At 67.8% G+C, this 19,719-nt stretch carries 23 protein-coding genes; 8 read left to right on the forward strand and 15 right to left on the reverse strand.

The window, feature by feature from the left end; genetic code table 11:
- Window positions 1-403: 403 nt before the first annotated feature.
- Both ACIBGM_RS03790 and ACIBGM_RS03795 read right to left on the reverse strand, forming a co-directional pair.
- Entirely contained in the window at window positions 404-1,216 is an 813-nt protein-coding gene (locus ACIBGM_RS03790; protein ID WP_396384386.1) for an antibiotic biosynthesis monooxygenase, read from the reverse strand.
- A gap of 49 nt (window positions 1,217-1,265) precedes the next feature.
- Complete coding sequence (locus tag ACIBGM_RS03795) at window positions 1,266-1,559, reverse strand: putative quinol monooxygenase (protein WP_360517189.1); 294 nt, start codon at window positions 1,557-1,559, stop codon at window positions 1,266-1,268.
- 169 nt (window positions 1,560-1,728) lie between these two features.
- On the opposite strand from ACIBGM_RS03795, the gene ACIBGM_RS03800 reads away from it, so the two are divergent.
- The 3 genes from ACIBGM_RS03800 (at window position 1,729) to ACIBGM_RS03810 (ending at window position 3,588) form a co-directional block, all read left to right on the forward strand.
- Window positions 1,729-2,604, forward strand: a complete 876-nt coding sequence (locus tag ACIBGM_RS03800; protein WP_396384387.1) for a helix-turn-helix transcriptional regulator — start codon at window positions 1,729-1,731, stop codon at window positions 2,602-2,604.
- Between the two features lie 327 nt (window positions 2,605-2,931).
- Window positions 2,932-3,297 carry a hypothetical protein gene (locus ACIBGM_RS03805; protein ID WP_396384388.1) on the forward strand — a complete coding sequence of 122 codons (366 nt, stop codon included), beginning with the start codon at window positions 2,932-2,934 and terminating at the stop codon, window positions 3,295-3,297.
- A 141-nt stretch (window positions 3,298-3,438) separates the two neighbouring features.
- Window positions 3,439-3,588: a hypothetical protein gene (locus tag ACIBGM_RS03810; protein ID WP_360517198.1), complete on the forward strand. Its 150-nt coding sequence runs from the start codon at window positions 3,439-3,441 to the stop codon at window positions 3,586-3,588.
- Between the two features lie 25 nt (window positions 3,589-3,613).
- Here the strand turns inward: ACIBGM_RS03810 and ACIBGM_RS03815 are convergent, their stop codons facing one another.
- The 3 genes from ACIBGM_RS03815 to ACIBGM_RS03825 form a co-directional block, all read right to left on the reverse strand.
- Window positions 3,614-3,829 (reverse strand): hypothetical protein, encoded by a 216-nt coding sequence (locus ACIBGM_RS03815; protein WP_360517201.1) that lies wholly within the window; start codon window positions 3,827-3,829, stop codon window positions 3,614-3,616.
- A gap of 402 nt (window positions 3,830-4,231) precedes the next feature.
- On the reverse strand, window positions 4,232-4,486 hold the full coding sequence (locus ACIBGM_RS03820) for a hypothetical protein (protein ID WP_396384389.1): 255 nt from the start codon (window positions 4,484-4,486) through the stop codon (window positions 4,232-4,234).
- A 436-nt stretch (window positions 4,487-4,922) separates the two neighbouring features.
- Window positions 4,923-5,297: a VOC family protein gene (locus ACIBGM_RS03825; protein ID WP_396384390.1), complete on the reverse strand. Its 375-nt coding sequence runs from the start codon at window positions 5,295-5,297 to the stop codon at window positions 4,923-4,925.
- Between the two features lie 136 nt (window positions 5,298-5,433).
- On the opposite strand from ACIBGM_RS03825, the gene ACIBGM_RS03830 reads away from it, so the two are divergent.
- Window positions 5,434-6,453, forward strand: coding sequence for an Lrp/AsnC family transcriptional regulator (locus tag ACIBGM_RS03830; protein WP_396384391.1), 1,020 nt, complete (start codon window positions 5,434-5,436; stop codon window positions 6,451-6,453).
- Between the two features lie 56 nt (window positions 6,454-6,509).
- A complete protein-coding gene (locus tag ACIBGM_RS03835) occupies window positions 6,510-7,373 on the forward strand; it encodes an SDR family NAD(P)-dependent oxidoreductase (RefSeq protein WP_396384392.1) in 864 nt (287 codons plus the stop codon).
- Here ACIBGM_RS03835 and ACIBGM_RS03840 read toward each other — a convergent pair.
- Window positions 7,370-7,579 (reverse strand): three-helix bundle dimerization domain-containing protein, encoded by a 210-nt coding sequence (locus ACIBGM_RS03840; protein ID WP_396384393.1) that lies wholly within the window; start codon window positions 7,577-7,579, stop codon window positions 7,370-7,372. The two genes, ACIBGM_RS03835 and ACIBGM_RS03840, sit on opposite strands and share 4 nt — an antisense overlap.
- Window positions 7,580-7,767: 188 nt before the next feature.
- Between ACIBGM_RS03840 and ACIBGM_RS03845 the strand changes: the two genes are divergently transcribed.
- Window positions 7,768-8,133, forward strand: coding sequence for a hypothetical protein (locus ACIBGM_RS03845; protein ID WP_396384394.1), 366 nt, complete (start codon window positions 7,768-7,770; stop codon window positions 8,131-8,133).
- Between the two features lie 46 nt (window positions 8,134-8,179).
- On the opposite strand, the gene ACIBGM_RS03850 is transcribed toward ACIBGM_RS03845, so the two are convergent.
- The 6 genes from ACIBGM_RS03850 to ACIBGM_RS03875 form a co-directional block, all read right to left on the reverse strand.
- The gene (locus tag ACIBGM_RS03850) at window positions 8,180-9,055 is read right to left on the reverse strand and encodes a universal stress protein (RefSeq protein ID WP_396384395.1); all 876 of its coding nucleotides are present in this window, start codon (window positions 9,053-9,055) and stop codon (window positions 8,180-8,182) included.
- A 48-nt stretch (window positions 9,056-9,103) separates the two neighbouring features.
- Window positions 9,104-9,259: a hypothetical protein gene (locus tag ACIBGM_RS03855; protein WP_360517225.1), complete on the reverse strand. Its 156-nt coding sequence runs from the start codon at window positions 9,257-9,259 to the stop codon at window positions 9,104-9,106.
- Between the two features lie 84 nt (window positions 9,260-9,343).
- Window positions 9,344-9,985, reverse strand: a complete 642-nt coding sequence (locus tag ACIBGM_RS03860; protein ID WP_396384396.1) for a sigma-70 family RNA polymerase sigma factor — start codon at window positions 9,983-9,985, stop codon at window positions 9,344-9,346.
- A gap of 205 nt (window positions 9,986-10,190) precedes the next feature.
- Entirely contained in the window at window positions 10,191-12,941 is a 2,751-nt protein-coding gene (locus ACIBGM_RS03865) for an AAA family ATPase (RefSeq protein ID WP_396384397.1), read from the reverse strand.
- Between the two features lie 74 nt (window positions 12,942-13,015).
- Window positions 13,016-13,711: an alpha/beta fold hydrolase gene (locus tag ACIBGM_RS03870; protein WP_396384398.1), complete on the reverse strand. Its 696-nt coding sequence runs from the start codon at window positions 13,709-13,711 to the stop codon at window positions 13,016-13,018.
- A gap of 585 nt (window positions 13,712-14,296) precedes the next feature.
- Window positions 14,297-15,088, reverse strand: coding sequence for a class I SAM-dependent methyltransferase (locus tag ACIBGM_RS03875; protein ID WP_396384399.1), 792 nt, complete (start codon window positions 15,086-15,088; stop codon window positions 14,297-14,299).
- Between the two features lie 414 nt (window positions 15,089-15,502).
- Between ACIBGM_RS03875 and ppgK the strand changes: the two genes are divergently transcribed.
- A complete protein-coding gene (ppgK, locus tag ACIBGM_RS03880; protein ID WP_396384400.1) occupies window positions 15,503-16,255 on the forward strand; it encodes a polyphosphate--glucose phosphotransferase in 753 nt (250 codons plus the stop codon).
- Between the two features lie 700 nt (window positions 16,256-16,955).
- Window positions 16,956-17,507, forward strand: a complete 552-nt coding sequence (locus ACIBGM_RS03885; protein ID WP_396384401.1) for a hypothetical protein — start codon at window positions 16,956-16,958, stop codon at window positions 17,505-17,507.
- 57 nt (window positions 17,508-17,564) lie between these two features.
- On the opposite strand, the gene ACIBGM_RS03890 is transcribed toward ACIBGM_RS03885, so the two are convergent.
- From ACIBGM_RS03890 to ACIBGM_RS03900, 3 genes are read right to left on the reverse strand one after another with little or no spacing between them, the layout of a single operon-like run.
- Complete coding sequence (locus ACIBGM_RS03890; protein WP_396384402.1) at window positions 17,565-18,575, reverse strand: cyclase family protein; 1,011 nt, start codon at window positions 18,573-18,575, stop codon at window positions 17,565-17,567.
- A complete protein-coding gene (locus tag ACIBGM_RS03895; RefSeq protein WP_396384403.1) occupies window positions 18,569-18,898 on the reverse strand; it encodes a hypothetical protein in 330 nt (109 codons plus the stop codon). The genes ACIBGM_RS03890 and ACIBGM_RS03895 overlap by 7 nt, the downstream gene beginning before the upstream one ends.
- On the reverse strand, window positions 18,895-19,713 hold the full coding sequence (locus ACIBGM_RS03900) for an ABC transporter permease (RefSeq protein ID WP_360517264.1): 819 nt from the start codon (window positions 19,711-19,713) through the stop codon (window positions 18,895-18,897). Before ACIBGM_RS03900 ends, ACIBGM_RS03895 begins: the two co-directional genes overlap by 4 nt.
- Window positions 19,714-19,719 lie beyond the last annotated feature (6 nt).

Consider the following 19,719-nt stretch of genomic DNA (forward strand, 5'->3'; position numbering starts at 1 on the left):
AGCAGGGCAACGCGGGTTGTCCGAAGCGCCCTGCCCAGCCTGCTGCCGCCGAGTAGTGCATCGCGTGGACAGCTCGTTACCCGAAGGTGAAGGCGTTAGGCCTCGGCCCAGGCGCTTCGAATGTGACCTCGATGGTTCGTTCGTGGGCTTCGCCTTGCTGTCGGGTCAGTTGGTAGAGGCACCCTTCGTCGAGAATCCCGGCGGCGGGCACGTCGACTCCTGTGATACTCCACGACACTGGTGCCGGCGCCTGCTTCGAGACCGGCGACGGCGCGGGGCGGTTGGCCGCTCGATGCACGCCAACCGCCCCGCTGCGCTCGACGCGCAGCCGTCGGTACGAACCGTCACCCGCGCAGCTCGCCGAGGGCTGCTCCCGCTCGAACAGAATCTCTTCGACCAGGGATCAGGCGGCTTGGGCGAGTTCGATGATGTTGCCGCTGTTGTCGTTGATCATCGCGAGGCGTTGCCCGATCGGGGCGACTTCGAACGGCTCGGCGAGGATCTCGATGCCCTTGGCCTTGAGCCCGGCGACGGTGTGGTCGAGGTTGTCGACCCGGAGGCAGAGGTGGATGTAGCCGCCGCGACTGAGGTGGTCGGCGACATCGTCGGTCGGCTCGATCGGGCTGAGCCGGCCGCCGGCGATGACCTCGATCTCGAAGGAGCCGAGGGCGAGGTAGGCGAAGTTGGCGCCCGGCAGCGCATCGGGCAGCGTCCACTCCTGCTTGACCGTGAAGCCGAGCACCTCTGTGTAGAACTTGACGGTGCCGTCGTAGTCCGGGACTCGGACGGCGATGTGGTCGGCACGCAAAATGCCGAGTGTGTTCTGGGACATGGGTGTTCCTGTCAGGTGGCGGTTGAGTGTTGTCGGGGGAAGGGACCGCCGTCGGGCCCCTTCCCGCTGTTCGGGCAGGTCAGACCGGCTCGGGCGCTGCGTCAGGCGGCGGAGGGTGAACGGCGCCGCGAGGATCTCGTCGAGGACCTGTGCGACGTACTTGAAATGCGGTGTCTGGAAGTGGAACTCCAGCGCCGCCTCGTCGCGCCATTCCTCGAGGCAGATCATCGAGCCCGGCTTGACCGGATCGGCCAGCGGCCGGTAGCCCAGGCAACCGGCCTCTGCTTCCGAGGGGACGATCATCGCGACGAGCGCGTCGCGCAGTACGTCCTCCTGGCCAGGCTTGGCCTGGAACTCGGCCACGAGGACCAGCGTGTTGGCCATGCGTCGTGCTCCTTGCGTTGTCGAGGCCCGGTGGAGGTTCGGTGGCGGCTCAGGCCTCGACGCGGTTGCCCTTGATCAGCCAGGTCGGGCCCTCGACGTACGGCGTGATCGCGTCGAAGAACTCCTTGAAGTACGGGCCGCCGGCGTGCACCTCGAAGGCATCGAGGCTCTCGTAGCCCTCGTTGAGGTAGAACCGGTTGGGGTCGGTCTCGTCCTGGATCAGCTCGAAGCGCAGCGTCCCGGGCTCGTTGGCACCGGAATCGATACCGTCCTTGATGGCGGCGTCGATGAAGTCCTGGCGGTGCTCCGGCTGTACGTCGAAGTAGACGGCGATGTGGTACATGGGTTGCTCCTTGCAGCGGGGCTGGTTGGGGATCTGCCGTTCGGCTGTTCCGGTCGGCACACCAGAGTCAACCGCCGCGACAACACGAATTGGGGCCCGGAACAGGCCACGCTCTGCCTAGGAAAAGTTGACCTACCCAGCGCCGCGAGAAGCGGAGGACACTCGAGGCATGGACACCGCGTCGACTCTGGCCGACTTCCTCCGCGCCGCACGGGCCCGGCTCCGTCCCGGCGACGTAGGCCTCAGCGGGGCGGGCCTCAGTGCGCGGCGCGTCCCCGGTCTGCGCCGCGACGAGGTTGCCCAGCTTGCCGGCGTGAGTGTCGACTACTACACCCGGATGGAGCAGGGCCGCATCAAGCACGCCTCGGATGCCGTCGTGAGTGCGTTGTGCGATGCCCTGCGGCTGAGCCCGACGGAGCGCAGCTACCTGTTCTCCTTGTTCTCGCCGCCGACCGGGCGCACCGTGCAGGAGAAGCGGAGTACCAAGGTGCGCCCGATCCTGCGGCAGATGATGGAGCAGATGGACAACACCGCCGCGTTCGTCTTGGGCGTCGGCATGGAGGTCTTGGCGATGAACGAGCTGGCCAAAGCCCTCCTGCACGACTTCACGAAGGAGGCAGGTCTGGCGCGCAGCCTGGCGCGCTGGGCGTTCCTGGCGCCCGAGGCACGCGCCTTCTATCTCGAATGGGACGAGGTCGCGGCCGACATGAGTTCGATCCTGCGGCGCGACTCCAGCAGCCACCCGAACGACAGCAAGCTCAACGAGCTGATCGGCGAGCTGACCGTCAAGAGCGACGAGTTCCGCAAGTGGTGGCCGCAGCACACGGTCTATGAGTGCTCGTTCGGAAGCAAGCCACTGATGCATCCGTTGGTAGGGCGGCTCGAGATCGAGTACGAGACCTTCCCCGTTCCCGGGCAACCCGACCAACAGCTGTTCCTCTACACCGCGAAGAAGGGCTCGCCATCAGCCGACGCCCTGAAGATCTTGGCCAGCTGGAAGTCCGAGGCCCCTGCCGCGGCCGCCCCATCAACCAAATCGGACTGAGCACGACGCACCGCGCAGACCCGCGTTCGCGCAGCCTTCAGCGGGCCCGCGGGTGGCGGGTCTCCGGCCCAAGAGGGTCAGGTGGCCGGTACGACGACGTGCTTGACGTCGGCCACGTAGCGCTCGGCAGCCTCGTCGGGACTGCTGCCAGTCTGCCGATTCACCACGTACGCCGCGTACCAGTCCCACCAACCGTGGAGCGGCCCGACCGCGGTTCGACCGGACGATCACCGTGCACGCTCCCGACCACTAGGGCCGCGAGGCGATCCTGCGGGTGCACGCGCGGGAAGCCGCTGGCTGCGGATGTTGATCTGGCTGCGTTGTCGCGTGTGGTTACCACCGGCACTGTCGCCGAAGGCGCGACGCGCGAAACCGGCGCCGAGCGATCTGGAGACCGCGACCCGGATCGCCCGCGCAATGGTCGGCCGCTCGGGCATGTCCGCGGCGGTGGGTCCGGTCTCGGTGCTGCCGTCGGACGGGGATCCCCGGGCCGTCGCCTCAGACGCTCTTCTGAACACCGTCGACGTGGAGGTCCGCCGCCTGATCGACAAGTGCTACCAGGAAGCCGGGCGGCTCCTATGCGACAACCGTGATCGATTGGACGGGATCGCCGCGCAGCTACTCCTGCACGAGACCCTCGACGAGGCGGATGCCTACGCGGCGGCCGCCGTCCCACGTGAGGCGAGAACCTGACGCGGCCGCCGTACGCATTGCGCGTCCGCGAGTTCCGGTCGTGGGGCCGTGATGATAGGCAGCGAGCACGTCGTTCTGCACTGGCGTTAGAGAGCTGTGAGAAGCCCGCAACTGCGAATGCCAGCGGCCTACTGTGAATCGATGCAGCTCGCAACGGTGTTGGTTTTGATCGCGCTCGCGCTGGCGGTCGTGGGGATCGTCGCGGCCCTCCGCCAACGTGCCGTCGTGGCGAGCGTCCTGATCGTCGGCGGCTTGGTTCTCGGGCTGACCAGCGGCGCCTCGCTCGACTGAGCTGCTGATCCGCCATGCTGTTGCGCTATCGGGCGCCAGCGGGAATGGGTTCTGGCCAGGTGGTGCTTAGGTCGGCGGCGAAGGTGGAGAAGGCGGTGGCGAGGAGCCGAGGGTGCTCGCCGAAGGACCTTGCGTGGGCCTCGGAGAGCGGGATCTCGGCCGGTGCGACCGCCCAACCGGCCCCGGCGATCGCCTCCCGCAGCACCTGGGAGCCGGCCCCGACCTGGTTCAGCAGAACCAAGGATCGATGGTCGCGCGGCGCGTACTTCGAGAGGAGCGGTCTGACTGTTCCGAGTTCAACCAGCGACGGGCACGAGCGTGACGACCACGTCTGTCGACGCCCTGAGGATTGGCGCGGACCGCTCTGGGAAGCCGGCCGTCCGGGCGGTGTCCACGACGATCGCGTAGTACTCGTCGCGCGCAATGGCATCCCACTGACCAGGGTCGGCATGCACACCTCCACGAGCCAGAACAGGGACGTCCCAGCCAGAGATACGTTGCCAGCTCACCGCGTTCTGGTCCGGTGTCGTCTCAGCGAGTAGCACCCGCAGTCCCGTCTGGCGTAACGCCTCGGCGCAGCCAACCGCACACGTGGTTCCCGCCCTCACGGACGAAGGTCACAACACTCGTCATTCGGCCAAGGCTAGAGCACACTCTGGAGTTGCACTGTCACTGAACGTGCGCAACGCTGGTTGTCGAGGGTCGCCTGCTGTCTGGAGCTGGTTGGGGCCGACCAGCGGGCGTGTTCCACGGCCCAGGCCAGAGCGTCGTCGGCGACGTCCTCCCATCCCTTCTGCGCGGGCGACAGGTGCGGCATGCCGTCGTACTCCTTGATCTCGGTGATGGTCTTCGCCGACTTGTAGTGCTTGGCGTTGGACCGCTGGATGCTCGGCGGCATGAGGGTGGTCCTCGGCGCCGCAGACGAACAGCAGCGGCGGCCGGTCGTCGTTGTGGTAGTCGATGTGGACGTCCTGCGGGCCGGGCTGGAAGCTCGCCAGCACGCTGTTCCAGAATTGCGAACGTGTACTTCCACTGCTCGGGCGTCAGGGCGACGGCCTTGTGGTGGTTCGCAACCGGGAACGATGACTTGATCTGGGGCAACGGAGTGACGCGCACGCCCTCGGTCCACTCGGAGTTGATCGCCACGCCCGCGGCGCCGTACCCGCGGTCCAGCGGCGTCGGGTCGGCGTTGAGCGCGTCGCAGGGCCGAGTGCGGCCACCGGCCGATGACACCGTGCGAGCGATCACCGGTCGGTGACGGTGTTCCGGTACCCGTCGCGGGCTTTGACACACCAGGGCAGGCTGAAAGGCGTCGTCCTGGATAGCGGGCGGGCTCACAGTTGCGACTGGGAGCGGCGCATGGTCTCCGGGTCGATCTCCTGGATCTGGATGGTGACGCCGTCAGGGTCGGTGACGCGGATACTGCGGCCGAAGTCCTCGTCGACGAGGATGTGCTCGTAGCCGCGGTCGGTGAGCCGGGCGGCGACGTCTTCGAGTTTCTCGTCGGTGGCGAAGCCGAGTTCGACCGTGCCGATCGGCTTGCCCTTCGACACGGCTGCGTCGTGGATGCCGACGGCGCCGGCGGCGACGTCGAGGTGCGCCCAGACCGGGACGCTCACGTCGGCGCGGTACGTCAGGCCGAGCCCCTCGTAGAACCGGCGGGAGGTCTCCACGTCGGCGACGTAGCGGATGGGCAGAACCGTGAGCATGAGCATCTCCTGATCAGGTGGGATCGTCCGGGCTAGACCCGTGCCGCCGGGTCGCGCACTCAACCTGCCGCGTACGTCGAAGGTTGTCGCTCACCGGCGGACTACTTGGTGGATGCTGTCGCTAGAGTCGGTGGATATGGGGGAATCAGTCAGCCTCGACGAAGACGACCGGCGCGTGTTGCACGCGCTGCAGCTCGACGGGAGGGCGTCGTTCGCGCGGATCGCGGCGGTGCTCGGGATGCCCGAGCGTGCGGTCTCGCGTCGCTACCACCGGCTGCGTTCTCGCCTGGCGTTGCGCGTGGTCGGCATCACTCGCCGCGACCCGCGGGATCAGGAGGAGTGGTTCCTCCGGATCACGGCGCCCAGTACGTCGATCGACGGGGTCGCGCGTGCGCTCGCGGATCGCGACGACACCTCCTGGATCGCCTCGCTGGCGGGCGATGGCGGTCTGAGTTGCATCCTCCGGACGCTGACGTCGACCGGTGACGGCGCCGGCGCGGTCGAGCAGTTTCGCCGCAATACCAGCATCGCGACCGTGACCGCCCAACGGCTGCTTGCGCCGATCGCGGGCATCGGGGGATGGCCCGGCCGGCTCGAAGCGTTGACCACGGACGAACGCGAGGCCCTCACCCCGGATCGCCGCACCGCCCCGTCACAGGTCGGTGCACCGGGAGCCGCCGACGCCCGTCTCCTGAGGCTCCTCGCCGCCGACGGTCGCTTGAGTGTCACCAGCCTGGCCCGTGAGTCGGGCATGCCCGAATCGACAGTTCGCCGCCGCATCACCGAGTTCACCGGTAGCGGGATGCTGATGTTCGAGATCGAGGTCGACCCCAAGCTCTACGGACGACAGGTCGACGTGATCTGTTGGATGGAGGTGCGACCAGCGTCGCTCGGCGATGTCGCTGGCATCCTCGGCTCTCACTCCGAGGTCGCGTTCGCGTCGACTACCACGGGTACGACGAGCATCCTCGCGTTCCTCGAACTCGCTGACGCCGACGACCTGCATCGATACCTCACCGAACGCATCGGTGCCCTCCCGGGTGTGCACCGGGTCCAGACCGAGGTTGTCGCGCGGTGGATCAAGCGGGCCGGCCCAGTCGTCGTTCCTGGTGCCTGGTCTCGACGTACCGGCCGTTCCGCAGCGACGCCGACTTGACCGGTCCTTCCTTCGCGTTTGCCTTTGAGCGCGCTCGAATCCTTAGCGTCAGGTCCATGACGCAAACCAAGACATGGATCATCACGGGCGCGAGCGCAGGCCTCGGACTGGCGCTGGCCGAAGCGGCACTGCGGGCAGGCGAGCAGGTGGTCGGGACGGCGCGACGAGCCGGCCGGTTCGATGCGCTCAAGGATCAATATGGGGATCGACTGCTGGTGGTCGAGCACGACGTACGGGACAGGTCAGGGGCCGCGGCGGTGGTGGAGCGCGCCCTGGACGTGTTCGGGCGAGTCGACGTGCTGGTCAACAACGCCGGCGCCGGTCAGGTCGGAGCCGCCGAGGAGGTGACGGACCGCGAACTCCAGGACATGCTCGAGCAGCACGTGCTTGGCCCCGCGGCCTACGTGCGAGCGGTCCTTCCGCAGATGCGCGAGCGCCGATCGGGTGCGATTGTGCAGATGAGCAGTCAGGGAGGACGGATGTCGTTCCCTGCGGTCGGCAGCTACTCGGCCGGCAAGTTCGCGCTCGAAGGTTGGTCTGAGGCTCTCGCGGGCGAGGTCGCGCCGTTCGGCATCCGAGTGCTGATCGTGGAACCCAGTCGTTTCCGCACCGAGTTCAACGCGTCCGGGGTGATCAACAAGGCGGGTCAGAACGCGACGTACGACGACGTGATCGGTGCTGTGCGCGACAACATGGCCCAGGCCGACGGCATCCAGGAAGGTGACCCAGCGCGAGCCGCCGAGGTGATCCGCGACATGCTCGGCACCGCGGACGGGCCGCTACGGCTGCCGCTCGGCGCCGAAGCCGTCCGCAACCTCACCCGCGTCTACCAGCGCGCGCTCGACGACGTGCAGAGGTGGGCCGAGGTGAGTGAGTCGGCTGACTTCCCGGGCCTACCCCCAGCCGTGCGCGCGTTCTAGCCGGTCGGTGTCAGGCGGTCGTTCAGCTTGTGCTTCGCGCTGCGTTCCACGAAGAGTGGCACGAAGTCGCGGATGGGCGCGTCGTCGAACTCGGGCCGTGCAGCCGACACGGTGTCGGCGATGTCGGCGGGCGGGACCTGGGGGAACCGTTGGGCCAGGCGTTCCACGATCTCGGAGATGGCGCGTTCTTCCTCGGACCTGTCCATGCTGCGAGGGTTACTCGCACGGCAGCGGCCAGGCAAACGCTGGAGCCCGATGTTCGATATCCGCGCGAGCCCGAGGTTGTGGCATAGGGCGGAACCGTCTGATAACGAAGTTGCGTTTTCAATGACTTAGTTCTTGCCCTGCGTGTCACTGCTGCGGTAGTCAGGCCTCGACGCAGGAGGGAGTCCCCATGGATGTCGGGAGCAACGAAGTCACGGCCGCGCTGCAGAACGCGTACTCCGGACTGCTGCGGGCCGTCGAACTGGAGCGGCGCCGCCCGGACGACCACCTCGACATGCAGGTGGTGGTGTCCGACGTCCATGAGGTCCGCACACTCATGTCCGCCCTGGCGCAGATGATGCGGTCGTTCGACCTGAATCGCTACGGCGGCAGGGCGAAATGGGGCCCTGATGGAGAGCCCGACAATCCTCTCGAACTCACCCCGCAACAGTTCGTCGAAGCAGCGGACGCCGACCTCGTCGCCGCCTATGAGCACTTGCAGCGGGCCGCCGACAGCCTGACCGCCGTCCGCCGCCGCCTGGCAGTCCTAAGCTGACCAGCCGGCGGCGGTAGGCCGAAGGCATCCGGGTTCACCTCTGCTGTCAGGCGGAGCCGGAGCCGACCATGACGGCTGGGCCGCGGGCGAGGTGTAGGACGTTGTATGACGTGGCGCCGCCGAGGGACCGGTGGCGGTCGGGGCCCAGCACGGTCAGAGCGGCGGCCGCCGAGGCCGCGAGGATGGCGCCGTCGACCGGGCCGCGGGTTAGGTCCCATCGGACGTCGACGTCCGGGTAGGCCATCCTCCAGATGCGCACCGCATCGTCGATCGCGTCGAGTCGGCTCGAGGTCGTCGCATGCACGATCGTCAGCCCCGTCCCACGTCGCCGGGCTGCGCGAAAGGCGAATCCCAGGGCGGCAGGTGGGCCACCGGAGACGTTCACGCCCACGACCACCCGGCCGGTCGACGGCCCGACGGCGCCCGGCGAGGACAACCCGATCAACGCGAGTGATGCCGACGTACGACGAACCAGCCGTCGGGCCAGTGCCCGTTCGAGCCGACCGGACCTGCGGGCATGGTTGAGTACGACGAGGGACCGCTCGCTACGACGCGCTTCGTTCAGCAGCGCTGTGACCTGCCTCCCAGGGAAGATCCGGGTGGTGATCCGCAACGCGGGCGCGATTCGGCGGGCGCGCCGTACGGCTGCGTCTACGTGCATCTCGGCGGCTTCGCGAGCTCCCAGATCGATCGTCGTGTCACCCAGCGGGTCAAGCAGTCGCGGCCACCGCAACGCGTACACGATGCGCAGTTCCGATCTCCGTGCGTCCGCCTCGGCCGCGGCCCACTCCAGCGCCTCGACACCGGTGCCACGCTCGTCGACCAGAACGATCACCGGCCCGTTGTCGGGTCCCTGCTCCGACGAGTTCCGGCTGACAACTGCCTGCGATGGCGCTCCGCGAGGTCCACGAAACAGCTTCATTGAATGCCTCCTCTGTGATGCCACCACCGTCCCGCGGCGGCCGCCCACTCACACCAGGGACAACCACGGGTCCGCCACGTGCCCGGTCCCACTGGTCCCGTCGTCACCCACGTGGAGGACGAGGACGGCTGCGCGAGCGAGTTGTGTCACGTGACCGCGACTGCGGAGGATCCGCACCGGAACGTCGGTCAGCAGGTTCAGCATCGCGACGCCGACCCGGAAACGATCCGGCGGTGGCCCGGTCGTCAGGCCGAACGCCGTACCGAGCGCGTCGTACCGAGCGTGCGGTCAGGCGGCGACGTCGCCGGCCAGCAGCTCTTCCAGGCCGGCGAGCTCGCCGGCCCGGGCCGCGGCGATGAACGCGTGCAGGAAGGGTTCGTGGGGAGCCGGGTTCGCCACCGTCCGGCTGCCGGCGACCAGATGGACGCGGGCCCGGCTGACCAGCTGCCGGGCGTTGGCCACTCCAACCTGCAGACACTCCGAGATCTGCCGGTACGGATAGCCGAACGCCTCCCGCAGTACGTACGCCGCTCGCTCGCTCGGCGTCAGCCTCGTCATGATCAGCTTCACCGCCTGCTCCACCGCCTCCCGGCGCTCGGACCCGGTCGCCGGATCGTCGCTCGTGTTGGCGGCCTCCGGTACGGCGTCCAGTAGGGTTTCGCGACGCTTCCAGGCGGACTGACGCACGTTGATCGCGAGTCGCGTGGTCATCGTGGCCAGGAGTGCCTGTGGGTTCTCGACGACCGTGCGGTCCGTCTTCTGCCAGCGCAGCCAGGTCTCCTGGACGACGTCCTCGGCCTCGGCGCTGCTGCCGAGGATCCGGCACGCGATCGCCATCAGCCGGGGTCGCACGTCGGCGAAGATCGCCAATGCCTCGTCGAGGTCTCCGATGCCATGGTTCCGTTGTTCCTGCGCCACTCCCACGTTCACGCTTCCGCCTCTGTCCGCTCGGGCAAAACTTTCTTGCCTTCACGTTCCGCCGCGCGGCGCGTGGTCGCGCCACGGCCGACCCGTGGGCTCGACCGTGGTCGGCCAGGCCCCGTGATCGGCAGCAGCCACGGGATACCGTCGAGTGCTCCCGGCGCTACCGGCGGTCACCGTGCTGGGTCGGCCATGCACGGGGTCGGCGGAGCATCTATTCGTGCGGGTGGGGGAGGCGGTCGAGGGCGTCGCGAAGGGCGGCTCGGGTGGTGATGCCGAGTTTGGGGAAGATCTGGTAGAGGTGCGTGGAGACGGTGCGCGGGGAGAGGACCAGGCGCTCCGCGATCTGCTTGTTGGTGAGGCCGGCTGCCGCGAGCTCCGCGATCTGGCGTTGTTGGGTGGTCAGCTTGGCGTCGCCGGGGGAGTCGTGCGGGATGCCGGTGGCGCGGAGCTCGTTCTCGGTGCGGGTGGTCCAGGGGCGTGCGTTCAGGCGCTGGAAGGTTGCCGAGGCGGCAGTGAGGTGATGGCGGGCTCGGCTGGTGTTCTTGGTGCGGCGGAGATATGCGCCATAGGTCAATTGGATTCGGGCGAGGTCGAACGGCCAGCGGTCGTTGGTGGGGGAGGCGATCGCCTCTTCCAGACGGTCGTCGTCGACATCGGTCTCGGTGATGGCTGCGGTCGTGAGGACGACCAGACGGAGGCGGTCCGACAGCGTCTCGAGGCTGATCGCCTGGGCAGCCTTGACGTGGGCGACAGCCTCGGCGTGGCGTCCGGTGAGCATGGCCGCCTCGACGAGGTCGAGGAAGACCCAGAGCGCGTGCGGGCAGTACGGCGCGATGGTGCCGGCCGGACTGATCAGCGAGGCCTGGGTGAACGCGGCCTCGAAGTCGCTGCGCCCAAGGGCGGCCAGCGTCTGGATGTGGGCGGCGTACAACTGCGTGGTCCGTGCCCGCCGTGGCCCGGCCCAGGCGTTCATCTGCTGGGCGATCGTCGCCGGTGTGACGGTGTCGCCGCGGGCTGCGGCGAGGAGGCCGGTGATCAGTAGACCCGGCCAGCTGAGCAGCTTGTAGCCGTGCTTGTCACACAGCTGGAGTCCTTCGTGGACAAGGTGCTGCGCTTGGTCCCACTGGCCGGTGTGGAACGAGTCCTGGCCAAGGAGGAAGAGCGCTTCGATCGCCGAAGTGATCGCGCCGCCTTCGCGGCCGTGTTGCACGGCGCGGTAGAGCGCGTCGCGGCAGTCGGCGAGGCGGTCCAGGTACGCCGCGGCGATTCCGGTCCGGATGATGCGAGCCGGACTGACCTGATCGGTCAGTCCGGCGATCGATGCATCGAGCTGTGCCAGTGCCTGCTGGGATGCCCGTGCGGGATCGCTGAAGGTTCTGCTGAGGATTCCGAGTAGCTCGGGGACACGCGGCTTGAGCCGGGCGATCGCGGCATCGTACGGCGGCCACAGCGCTGGCCGTCCGCCGAAGAAGCAGATCATCAGCAAGGTGTAGAGGGCCTCGATCAGGACCTTGTTGTGTGCATCGCCGGGGTCGTCGAGATCGTTGACTGCGTCGACCAGGAGCCGGTGTGCCGTGTCGATGTCGCCGTCACTATGCAGCAGTTGGTAGGCGCCGGCGACCGCGAGGGACAGTGGTCCGCCGGCTCCTTCGTGGGACTGCCGAGCCGCGTCCAGGAGCCGCGGTGCGTCGCGAAGATCGCCGGTGACGATCGAGCCGAGGTATGCGGCCTCGGCGAGGCGCCCGCTGCGGGCGCTTCCTGTCGGGCTCAATTCGGCAGCACGGAGCAGTTGCGTGACGGCGCCGACAGAGTCGCCGCGCCGCAGGTTGGCGTGTGCGACACCTTGCAGGAGCGCCGCAACCTCCTCGTCGGGTTCCGTCGTGGCTTCGGCGAGGTGCCAGACACGTCGTTCAGGCTGGTCTGCGAGATGCTGCGCCAGTACGGCGTGCGCCTCGCGGCGCTGGCTGCTCGTGGAGAGGTCGACGATTGCCGACCGCATCAGCGGGTGCCGGAAGACCAGACGTTCGGTGCTGTTGTCGACTCGGATCACGTTTGCTCGCTCGGCCGGAGCGAGCGCGTCCCTGTTTCGGCTGGCGGCGATCCGCCGGATCAGCCGAAGGTCGCCGGTACCTTCGAGTGCGGCCAGCAACAGAACGCCGTACGTCGAGTCGGGCAGTCCCTTGATCCGGGAGGTGAAGGCGGACTGAAGCCGTCGGCCGAGTGGCAGCACCGCCGGCACCGAACCTGCGACGCCATCGAGATGGTCGCCCAGTGCGACCGGCAACTCCAGCAGCGCAAGCGGGTTGCCTTGGGCGTCGGCGAGCAACCGCCGACGTACCCGTGGGGCCAGAGCGGGATAGCGGGTCGAGAGGAGCTCGGCGGCCGCCTCGTCGGGAAGCGGCTGAATGTGCTCGATCGCGAGGTCACTGTGGTCGAAGAAGCTCGACTCACCCGTGCGCGCGGCACCGAGAAGTGCTGAGCGTGTGCCTACGAGTCGACGCGCCACCATGCCGAGCACGAGACCGCTGGCCCGGTCGAGCCACGGTACGTCGTCGACGACCATCAACACCGGCCGTTCCTTGGCCAACCGCTGCAGGAGTGCAAGCACGGCTCCAGCAACCATGAGTGGGGCCGGCGGTGGGCCGTCTGCGAGTCCTAGCGCAACCTTCAACGTGCCGGCATTGCGCGGGCTCAGACTGTCGAACTCGTCCAGACACGTTTGCAGGAGCTGGTGCAGAGACGCGTAGGTGATGTCGGCTTCGAACTGGACCCCTGCTGCACGCAAGATCCGTACGTCGTCCGCCAGAGCCTGACCAACCGCCGCCTCGACAAGGGCGCTCTTGCCCACGCCGGCATCACCTGACAGCAACAGCGCGCCGCCGTGCTCGCCAACGCCGGCGACGAATCTGCTCAGCTGTTCGAGCTCAACCTCTCGGCCGACAAGTCCACCCCACGCCTCCACCCAACCCCCTCACAAGCTGTACGGCGGCGGCCCCGGGAACGAGCATAAGCTCCCACGACCGCCGCACGTACCAGCTACCCGGACACGCCTTCGGCGGCCTGGACGATGATCGCAGCCACCGCGGCCGGCTGCGAAACGTAGACCGAGTGGCTGCCGGCGACCTCGGTGACGGTCGACCCGGCACGCTCGGACATCGCCCGCTGCGCCGGCGGCGGGATCATCCGGTCGTCGGTCGCGACCAGGTACCACGACGGCTTCACCCGCCACGCCGGCTCCGACACCGTTCCGCCGAGTGCGTCGACTCCCCATGGGGTCTGGGAATCGGCCATGAACGCCGCCTGCTGCGGCGGCAGGTCACCCGCGAACGACGCCGCGAACTGCTCCCGATCGAGGAACAGGAACCCGTTCTTCGGCGGCAGGATCGGCGGAACCGGCGCACCCGGTGGCGGGTCGGCGATCAGCGTGTTGACCGACTCACCCTTGTCCGGTGCGAACGCCGCGATGTAGACGACCGCCGCGACATTCGGGTGGTTGCCGGCTTCGGTCACCACCACTCCGCCGTACGAGTGCCCGACCAGGATCGCCGGTTCCTCCAGCTCGTCGAGCACCGCCTCGGTCGCGGCCACGTCACCGGCCAGTGAGATGGTCGGATTCTGTACGACGGCCACCCGGTAACCGTCCTGGGTCAGCTGGTCGTACACCCCCTGCCACCCCGACCCGTCCACAAAACCACCGTGCACCAGCACGACATTCTTAACCCCTGCAGTCATCCTGCACCTCCTCCACCCGCACCCGCGGGCCTCGTTCCGCTATCCCCCCGAACGTAGGCCGCGCCGCCCCCACCCGGCTTGCGTCAGATGACGTATCTCCCACGGGCTCCCCGTCCGGATGACAACGCAGACTCCCAGAGAACACACTCGTCGACTGCCGGCGTCGGGCGCGAAGCCGGTGAAACTCCCCGAATCCACTGCTGGTGAGTTCCGAGTCCAAGACCCCGACGGTCACGTCCTGAGGTTCTTCCCCTCCTCCAGACCGACGCAGTCACGACCTACCCACGCAACGAACTCGATGCAACCGGCGAACCCCGGCGACCCGAGTCGGCTACGGCTTCGGCCGCCCAGAACCGCTCGACGATCCCGACGGTCTGCTGCTGCAAACTCGACCTCGAACGACCGCCAGCCCCGCAGCGAGGTCCGCGACCAGGTCGCCGCCCGTCCGCGACCACCCGTCGGCGATCCGAACACGCGGAACGCCTACAGAATTCGGCGACCGCCGAACTCCTCGCCCTGCTCGCCTACGCTGCGCCTGCACGCGATCGGAGGTTGATGGCAAGGCCGTCTCGGCGGGTGCCGCGATCAGCCTGGCTTGACCGCCAGCGTCGCAAAATAGTGCGACATGTACTGGGCGGATGCATTGGAATGGTGCGGTGCTTCCGCGAAGCCGGTGAGGACGAACCCCGCGGCGAGTTGCCCGCCGATCTGGTCGGTGAGGGTGTGACTGTATTCAAGGGGGGAATCCGCGCCGAACTTGGTTGCGCGTTCCTCGGCGGAGTACTGCGTGACATCGCTGTAGGGCAGCTTGTGCACGACGACCAGCTCGCCGCGCTCGTCGAGGGCCTCGTGGTCGAACAGGTACACATCAGGGTTGAGGAAGCCCACGAGCAGAGTTCCGCCGGGTCGCAGTACGCGGAAGCACTCACGCCATACCGATGCCAAGTCGGGTGCGAACAAGTTCGAGACCGGGTTGAACACAACGTCGAATGCGGCGTCGTCGAAGGCGCTGAGGTCGCGCATGTCACCCAGGACGGTGCGAAGCTCGAGTCCGTCGCGCGCCGCCACCATCTGGTCCTGGCCGAGCTGGCCGGGCGAGTTGTCGAACACGGTGACCCGCGCCCCTGCGGCGGCGAGGATCGGACCCTGCTGGCCACCCCCGGAGGCCAGGCACAACACGTCCTTGCCGGTCAGGTCCGTCGGCAGCCAGGAGCGGTCGACAGGCTCACGCCCGATGAGAACGATCGACCAGTCGCCCCTGCGGGCGGCCTCGACCTCCTCAGCACTCACCGGCCTCGACCACTCATTACCCACCTGAACCAACTTGTCCCAGGCTGCCCGATTATGGGCACCGGGGTCGACGTCAACGTCCTGCACGTTCAACTCCCTACTCCAGCCAAGCGGACACCAGCGGTACTGACAGCTCGGTGCCGCCAGCCAACACGATCACAGCTCCGGGCTCAAGGAAATTGGCGTCGACGTGCCCACGGGCTCGCCGGGTGGTCCCGCAGCGGGTGCTGCGCTGCGCCGTAAACGGTCGTTTAGGAACACTCGGGCTGCAGGCCGCAGACGGATGACCAGCGAGTCGCTGCTTGTCGTACCAGAGCGCGGGGCACCGGACGAGAGTGATTCCGCCAGCCCGTCGCTGACGGCGTTTGAGGGGCGTGGCAGGCTGGCCATCATGTGTGGTCGATACGCGTCGGTGGCCGGTTGTGCCGCTCTGCTCGACGCCGGCGAGGACGCTGACACGGTGCGGCAACTGCGGGCGAGGGGAGAGATCAGATGCCGAGGATGAGTACGTCGACTGCTTTCGGGGTCGACATCGGCGGCAGCGGGATCAAGGGCGCCATCGTCGACCTGGAGAAGGGCGACCTGGCTACGGAGCGGGTGAAGTACCTGACGCCCAGCCCTTCCACCCCAGAGGCCGTCGCCGCGGTCGTCGGCCGGCTGGTCAAGGAGGCCGGGTGGACCGGTGACATGGGTGTGACGTTCCCGGCCGTCATCAAGAACGGGGTGGCCAGGAGCGCCGCGAACGTCGACAAGAGCTGGATCGGGACCGATGTCGACAGGGTTCTCACCGACATCACCCACTGCGACGTGACGGTGCTCAATGATGCCGACGCGGCTGGTATCGCCGAGGCCCGGTTCGGGGCGGCCAAGGGTGTCGACGGCGTGGTCATCCTGCTGACCTTCGGCACCGGTATCGGCAGCGCGCTGCTGCTCGACGGCCAGCTTGTGCCCAACACCGAGCTCGGTCACCTCGAGCTGGACGGGTACGACGCGGAGACGAAGGCCTCCTCGGCGGCGAAGGACAACGAGGGCTTGTCGTACAAGCAGTGGGCCAAGCGGGTGCAGCGGTACCTTCGGCACGTGGAGAACCTGTTCACCCCCGACCTGTTCGTGGTCGGCGGCGGGGTCAGCAAGCACGCCGACAAGTGGGTGCCGCTGCTCGAGATCTCCACCCCGATAAAGCCGGCTCAGCTCCTCAACAACGCCGGCATCGTCGGCGCGGCGATGGCCGCGCACGAAAAGTTCACCCAGTAGGACGACTACAACCCGGCGGCGGTACGGCGCGCGGCCCGCCCGCCGTACCGTTAGCGCCCGAGGCCCGCCGATTGCTCGGCAGGGCGGGATCACGCGACGGCTCGAAGTCGATCCCCAACCTGGACAGCTGTCTCGACGACCCGGTCCACACGGTGCAGCTGACCGGCACCATCCACGTCGCGGGCATGACGGCGCAACCGGCACCGGTCGAGGGTGCGACGTTGCACCTGCCGGCCAACGTCGCCGGTGGACCAGAGGCGACGATGGACTACCTGGTCCTGGCTGCTGCAGGGTTCGAAGTACCTCAAACGCGCCTGAGGCAACGATCCCTGGCGAGCGACCACCGTCCTGCACGTCGCGACCACCGCACCCGAGGGCCGGTACGAGGGAACGGTGCCGACCGGCATCGTGACGTTCACGTTCCGCGAGCCGGTGAAGATGATCCTCACCATCCGCCCCACCGGCACGCCGACGCTGCCAGCGCCCGGACGCTCTCCCGATTCACCCGGTTCTTCCTCGCCCAGACCGCCCGCCCGCACATCGTCCGAGAATCATGTTTCCAGTCTTGTGGTACGGAGCTGCGAGATGCTCAGCCAGATTGTTGCCGTCAGCACATTGCTCAGACGGTCGCGGGTATCCGATATTGCTCCCACGGCGCGACGCCGGCAGGCGTTGGTGCGTGCTTGCGAGGGGGCAGCGGATGGACGTCAAGGACCAGGTGTGGCGACGGCGGCAGCTCGACGTGGCTGTCCAGGAGATCAGCGAATTCGCTGACGGCTGTCGTGACAAGGAGTTGTGGTGTGCCCGGCGAGCCGGTCGGGAGAGGCGTCGTACCAGGGTGTTGACGTTGTCTGCCTCTGTCGTTGCGACGGTGGCTGGTGCAGGAGCCTTGTCTCAGCTGGTCAGTCCGGTGGTCAGTGGTGTCGTCGCGTTGGCGTCTGCCGTGCTGGGGACGGTTGCGACGTTCTTTTCTACGGATCCTGTCAAGCTCGAGCAGCTCGAGAGGATGGCGTCGGCATACGGTCTGCTCGTCACCGATATGCATCAGTGGGCTCGGGTGGACGCGCTGGATCCTCATCAACGGATCCTGGCGGTGGAGATGTTGAGGGACTTCAGCCTGCGTCAAGCCGACATCGAGGCCGGGCTCCCGCTTCGACGGGTCCCCGGCTTCGGCAGCCCCGGAACCTACGGAGAGGACCTGACCTGGGTCGTCGAGGGCCTGCCCGAGGGTCCTCAACCTCGACCGGCCTGAGGCGGTTTGCCCCGCTGTTGTGTGTCCGGGGGACAGGTCAGTGGTTGAGGGGGGCGGTCATTTGATGGCCAGGGCGTTGGGTGGGGAGCCTACGCCGCCGAGGAGGTTGAGGGGTTTGGCGGTGAGGAGGAATTCGTAGGTGCCGTCGGTGGCGCAGTCTTGGGCCAGGTCGTGGAGTTGCCAGAGTTCGCCGAGGTGGATGCCGAGGAGGGCGATGAGGTCGGGGTGCATCATTCGGCCGACGTTGCCGTGGAAGGGGGAGTCGGGGTCGCTCGGCATCACTTCGACTGCGACGGTGTCGGACGCCACCATCGAGAAGTGGTGGTCCCAGATCCAGGCGAGTGTCTCGGAGGACTGGCGCAAGCCGCAGAACTGGCGGCTGGTCGAAAGAGCGGATTTCTCCTCGGTGGTCAGCTCTTCGATCGCGTGCCAGGCCCAGCCGGTGTGGATCAGGAGGATGTCGCCGGGCTGCAGTTCGACGTTCTGCGCGGCCGCGACGTCGTCGAGAGTCTTTGTGTCGATGGCTTCGGCGCTGCGCAGATCGAGTGGCCGGCCGATGGCGGTGAGGTGGCGTGCGACGTCCAGGAGGACGCCCCGACCGACGATTCCCTTCGCGGCGGCGTGCTGGATGCCGAGTGCCGGTGAGCTCACTGCGACCGCGTCGTCGTTCACGCCTCCGTAGAACCCGTGTAAGGGGTGTCGATGGTGCCGGAGGCCGTCGATCTGGGAGCTGACCTGGAGGTAGTACTCGTCGAGCCGGTCGTCGCGGACGCAGCCGTCGTGGCGGGAGAACATGGTGTGCTTCGCCGATTGCCTGTTCGGGGAGACCGACGGTGTGAAGGCGTTGACCTCGTAGTCCAGGTTGAAGACCTTTCCGCGCCGGACCAGTCCAACGGCGGCGCGGGCCTGCTCCGGGCCGAGGAGGTTCAAGGTGCCCAGGTGATCGTCGGGGCCGAATACGCCCCACGACGAGCCCGGCGGCTGCCCGTCGTGGCGCTCGAGCAGTTCGGCGTACGTCGGAAGCGACGCGGCGTCCGCGGTGGACGCGCTCTCGCCGGAAGTCAGCATCCGTGCTCCGCCTCGACTCGGTCGATCCAGTACAACTGAGACAGCAGCGTCACGTTCTGCGCCGGCACGTCGAGCAGCACGACGCTCTGCAGGTCACCGCGGCTGCCGCCGTACCGCCCGTACCGCTGAAGGTCTTCGAGTTGTGTGGGGCCCGGTACGTAGGACAGCTTCACAACGACATTCTGCGGACTTGCGGTGCCGGCCAGGCAGTCGGCGAGCTTGTCGTCCGCCGTCGCGCGTCCGTAGAGGTACGGACCTCCGTACAGCAGGGCCAGAAGCAGGATCCCGAAGGCGATGCGGGCCAGCGCCATTCGCTTGGTCATCGACCGCCCCTTCCACTCGCGTCGGTGATGGTTCCCCATTTGACGACGGTGTGCTTGGCGATCTGGGACACCGTCACGCGTTCGAGGAACACCCCCAGTACGGCGACCGTGATGCAGCCGGCGAGGATCTGGTCCGACCGCTGGTTGAGGGCGGCCCGGTTGATCCACTGGCCCAATCCTTGAGGGGCGCCGAGGAGTTCGGCGGCGATCAGTGCGCGCCAGGCGAAGCTCAGCCCGACACGGACGCCGGTCAGAATGTCCGGCAGGGCGCCGGGGAGGACGACCGTGCGCAGGACCTCCCACCATCCGCCGCCCATGGTCCGAACGGACTGGGCCAGCGACGGTTGCACTCTGGAGACACCGAGCGCGGCATTGGCGAAGACCACGAAGAACACGCCGTTCCAAATGACGAAGGTGGACATCGCCAGGCCGGTTCCGAACCAGGCCAAGGCCAGTGGGATCCAGGCGATTCCGGCGATTCCGGACATTGCGTTGACGAGGGGTTCGAGGGATACCCGCACGGCGCCGCTCAGCCCGGCCAGGACGCCGAGCACGATGCCGGTCGCGATGCCGGCGCCGCCGCCGAGCAGCAAACGGGTCGCACTGATGAGGATGTCGGAGAAGAGGCCGCCACCAGCGGCCGCTTCCCACCACGCGCTGGTCACCGCTGTGGGGGTGGGCAACGTGAAGGCCGGCACTCCCAGGATCGTGGTGGCGAGGATCCACAGGCCCAGCATGATGAGCAGGGACACAGCGGTCTGCGCCCACGGCGACCGCCGGACGGCCGCTGACACGTTCACAAGAGTCGTACTCATGGTTGG

The organism is Kribbella sp. NPDC050470, assembly GCF_044458365.1.
In the GTDB taxonomy this organism is placed as follows: Bacteria; Actinomycetota; Actinomycetes; order Propionibacteriales; family Kribbellaceae; genus Kribbella.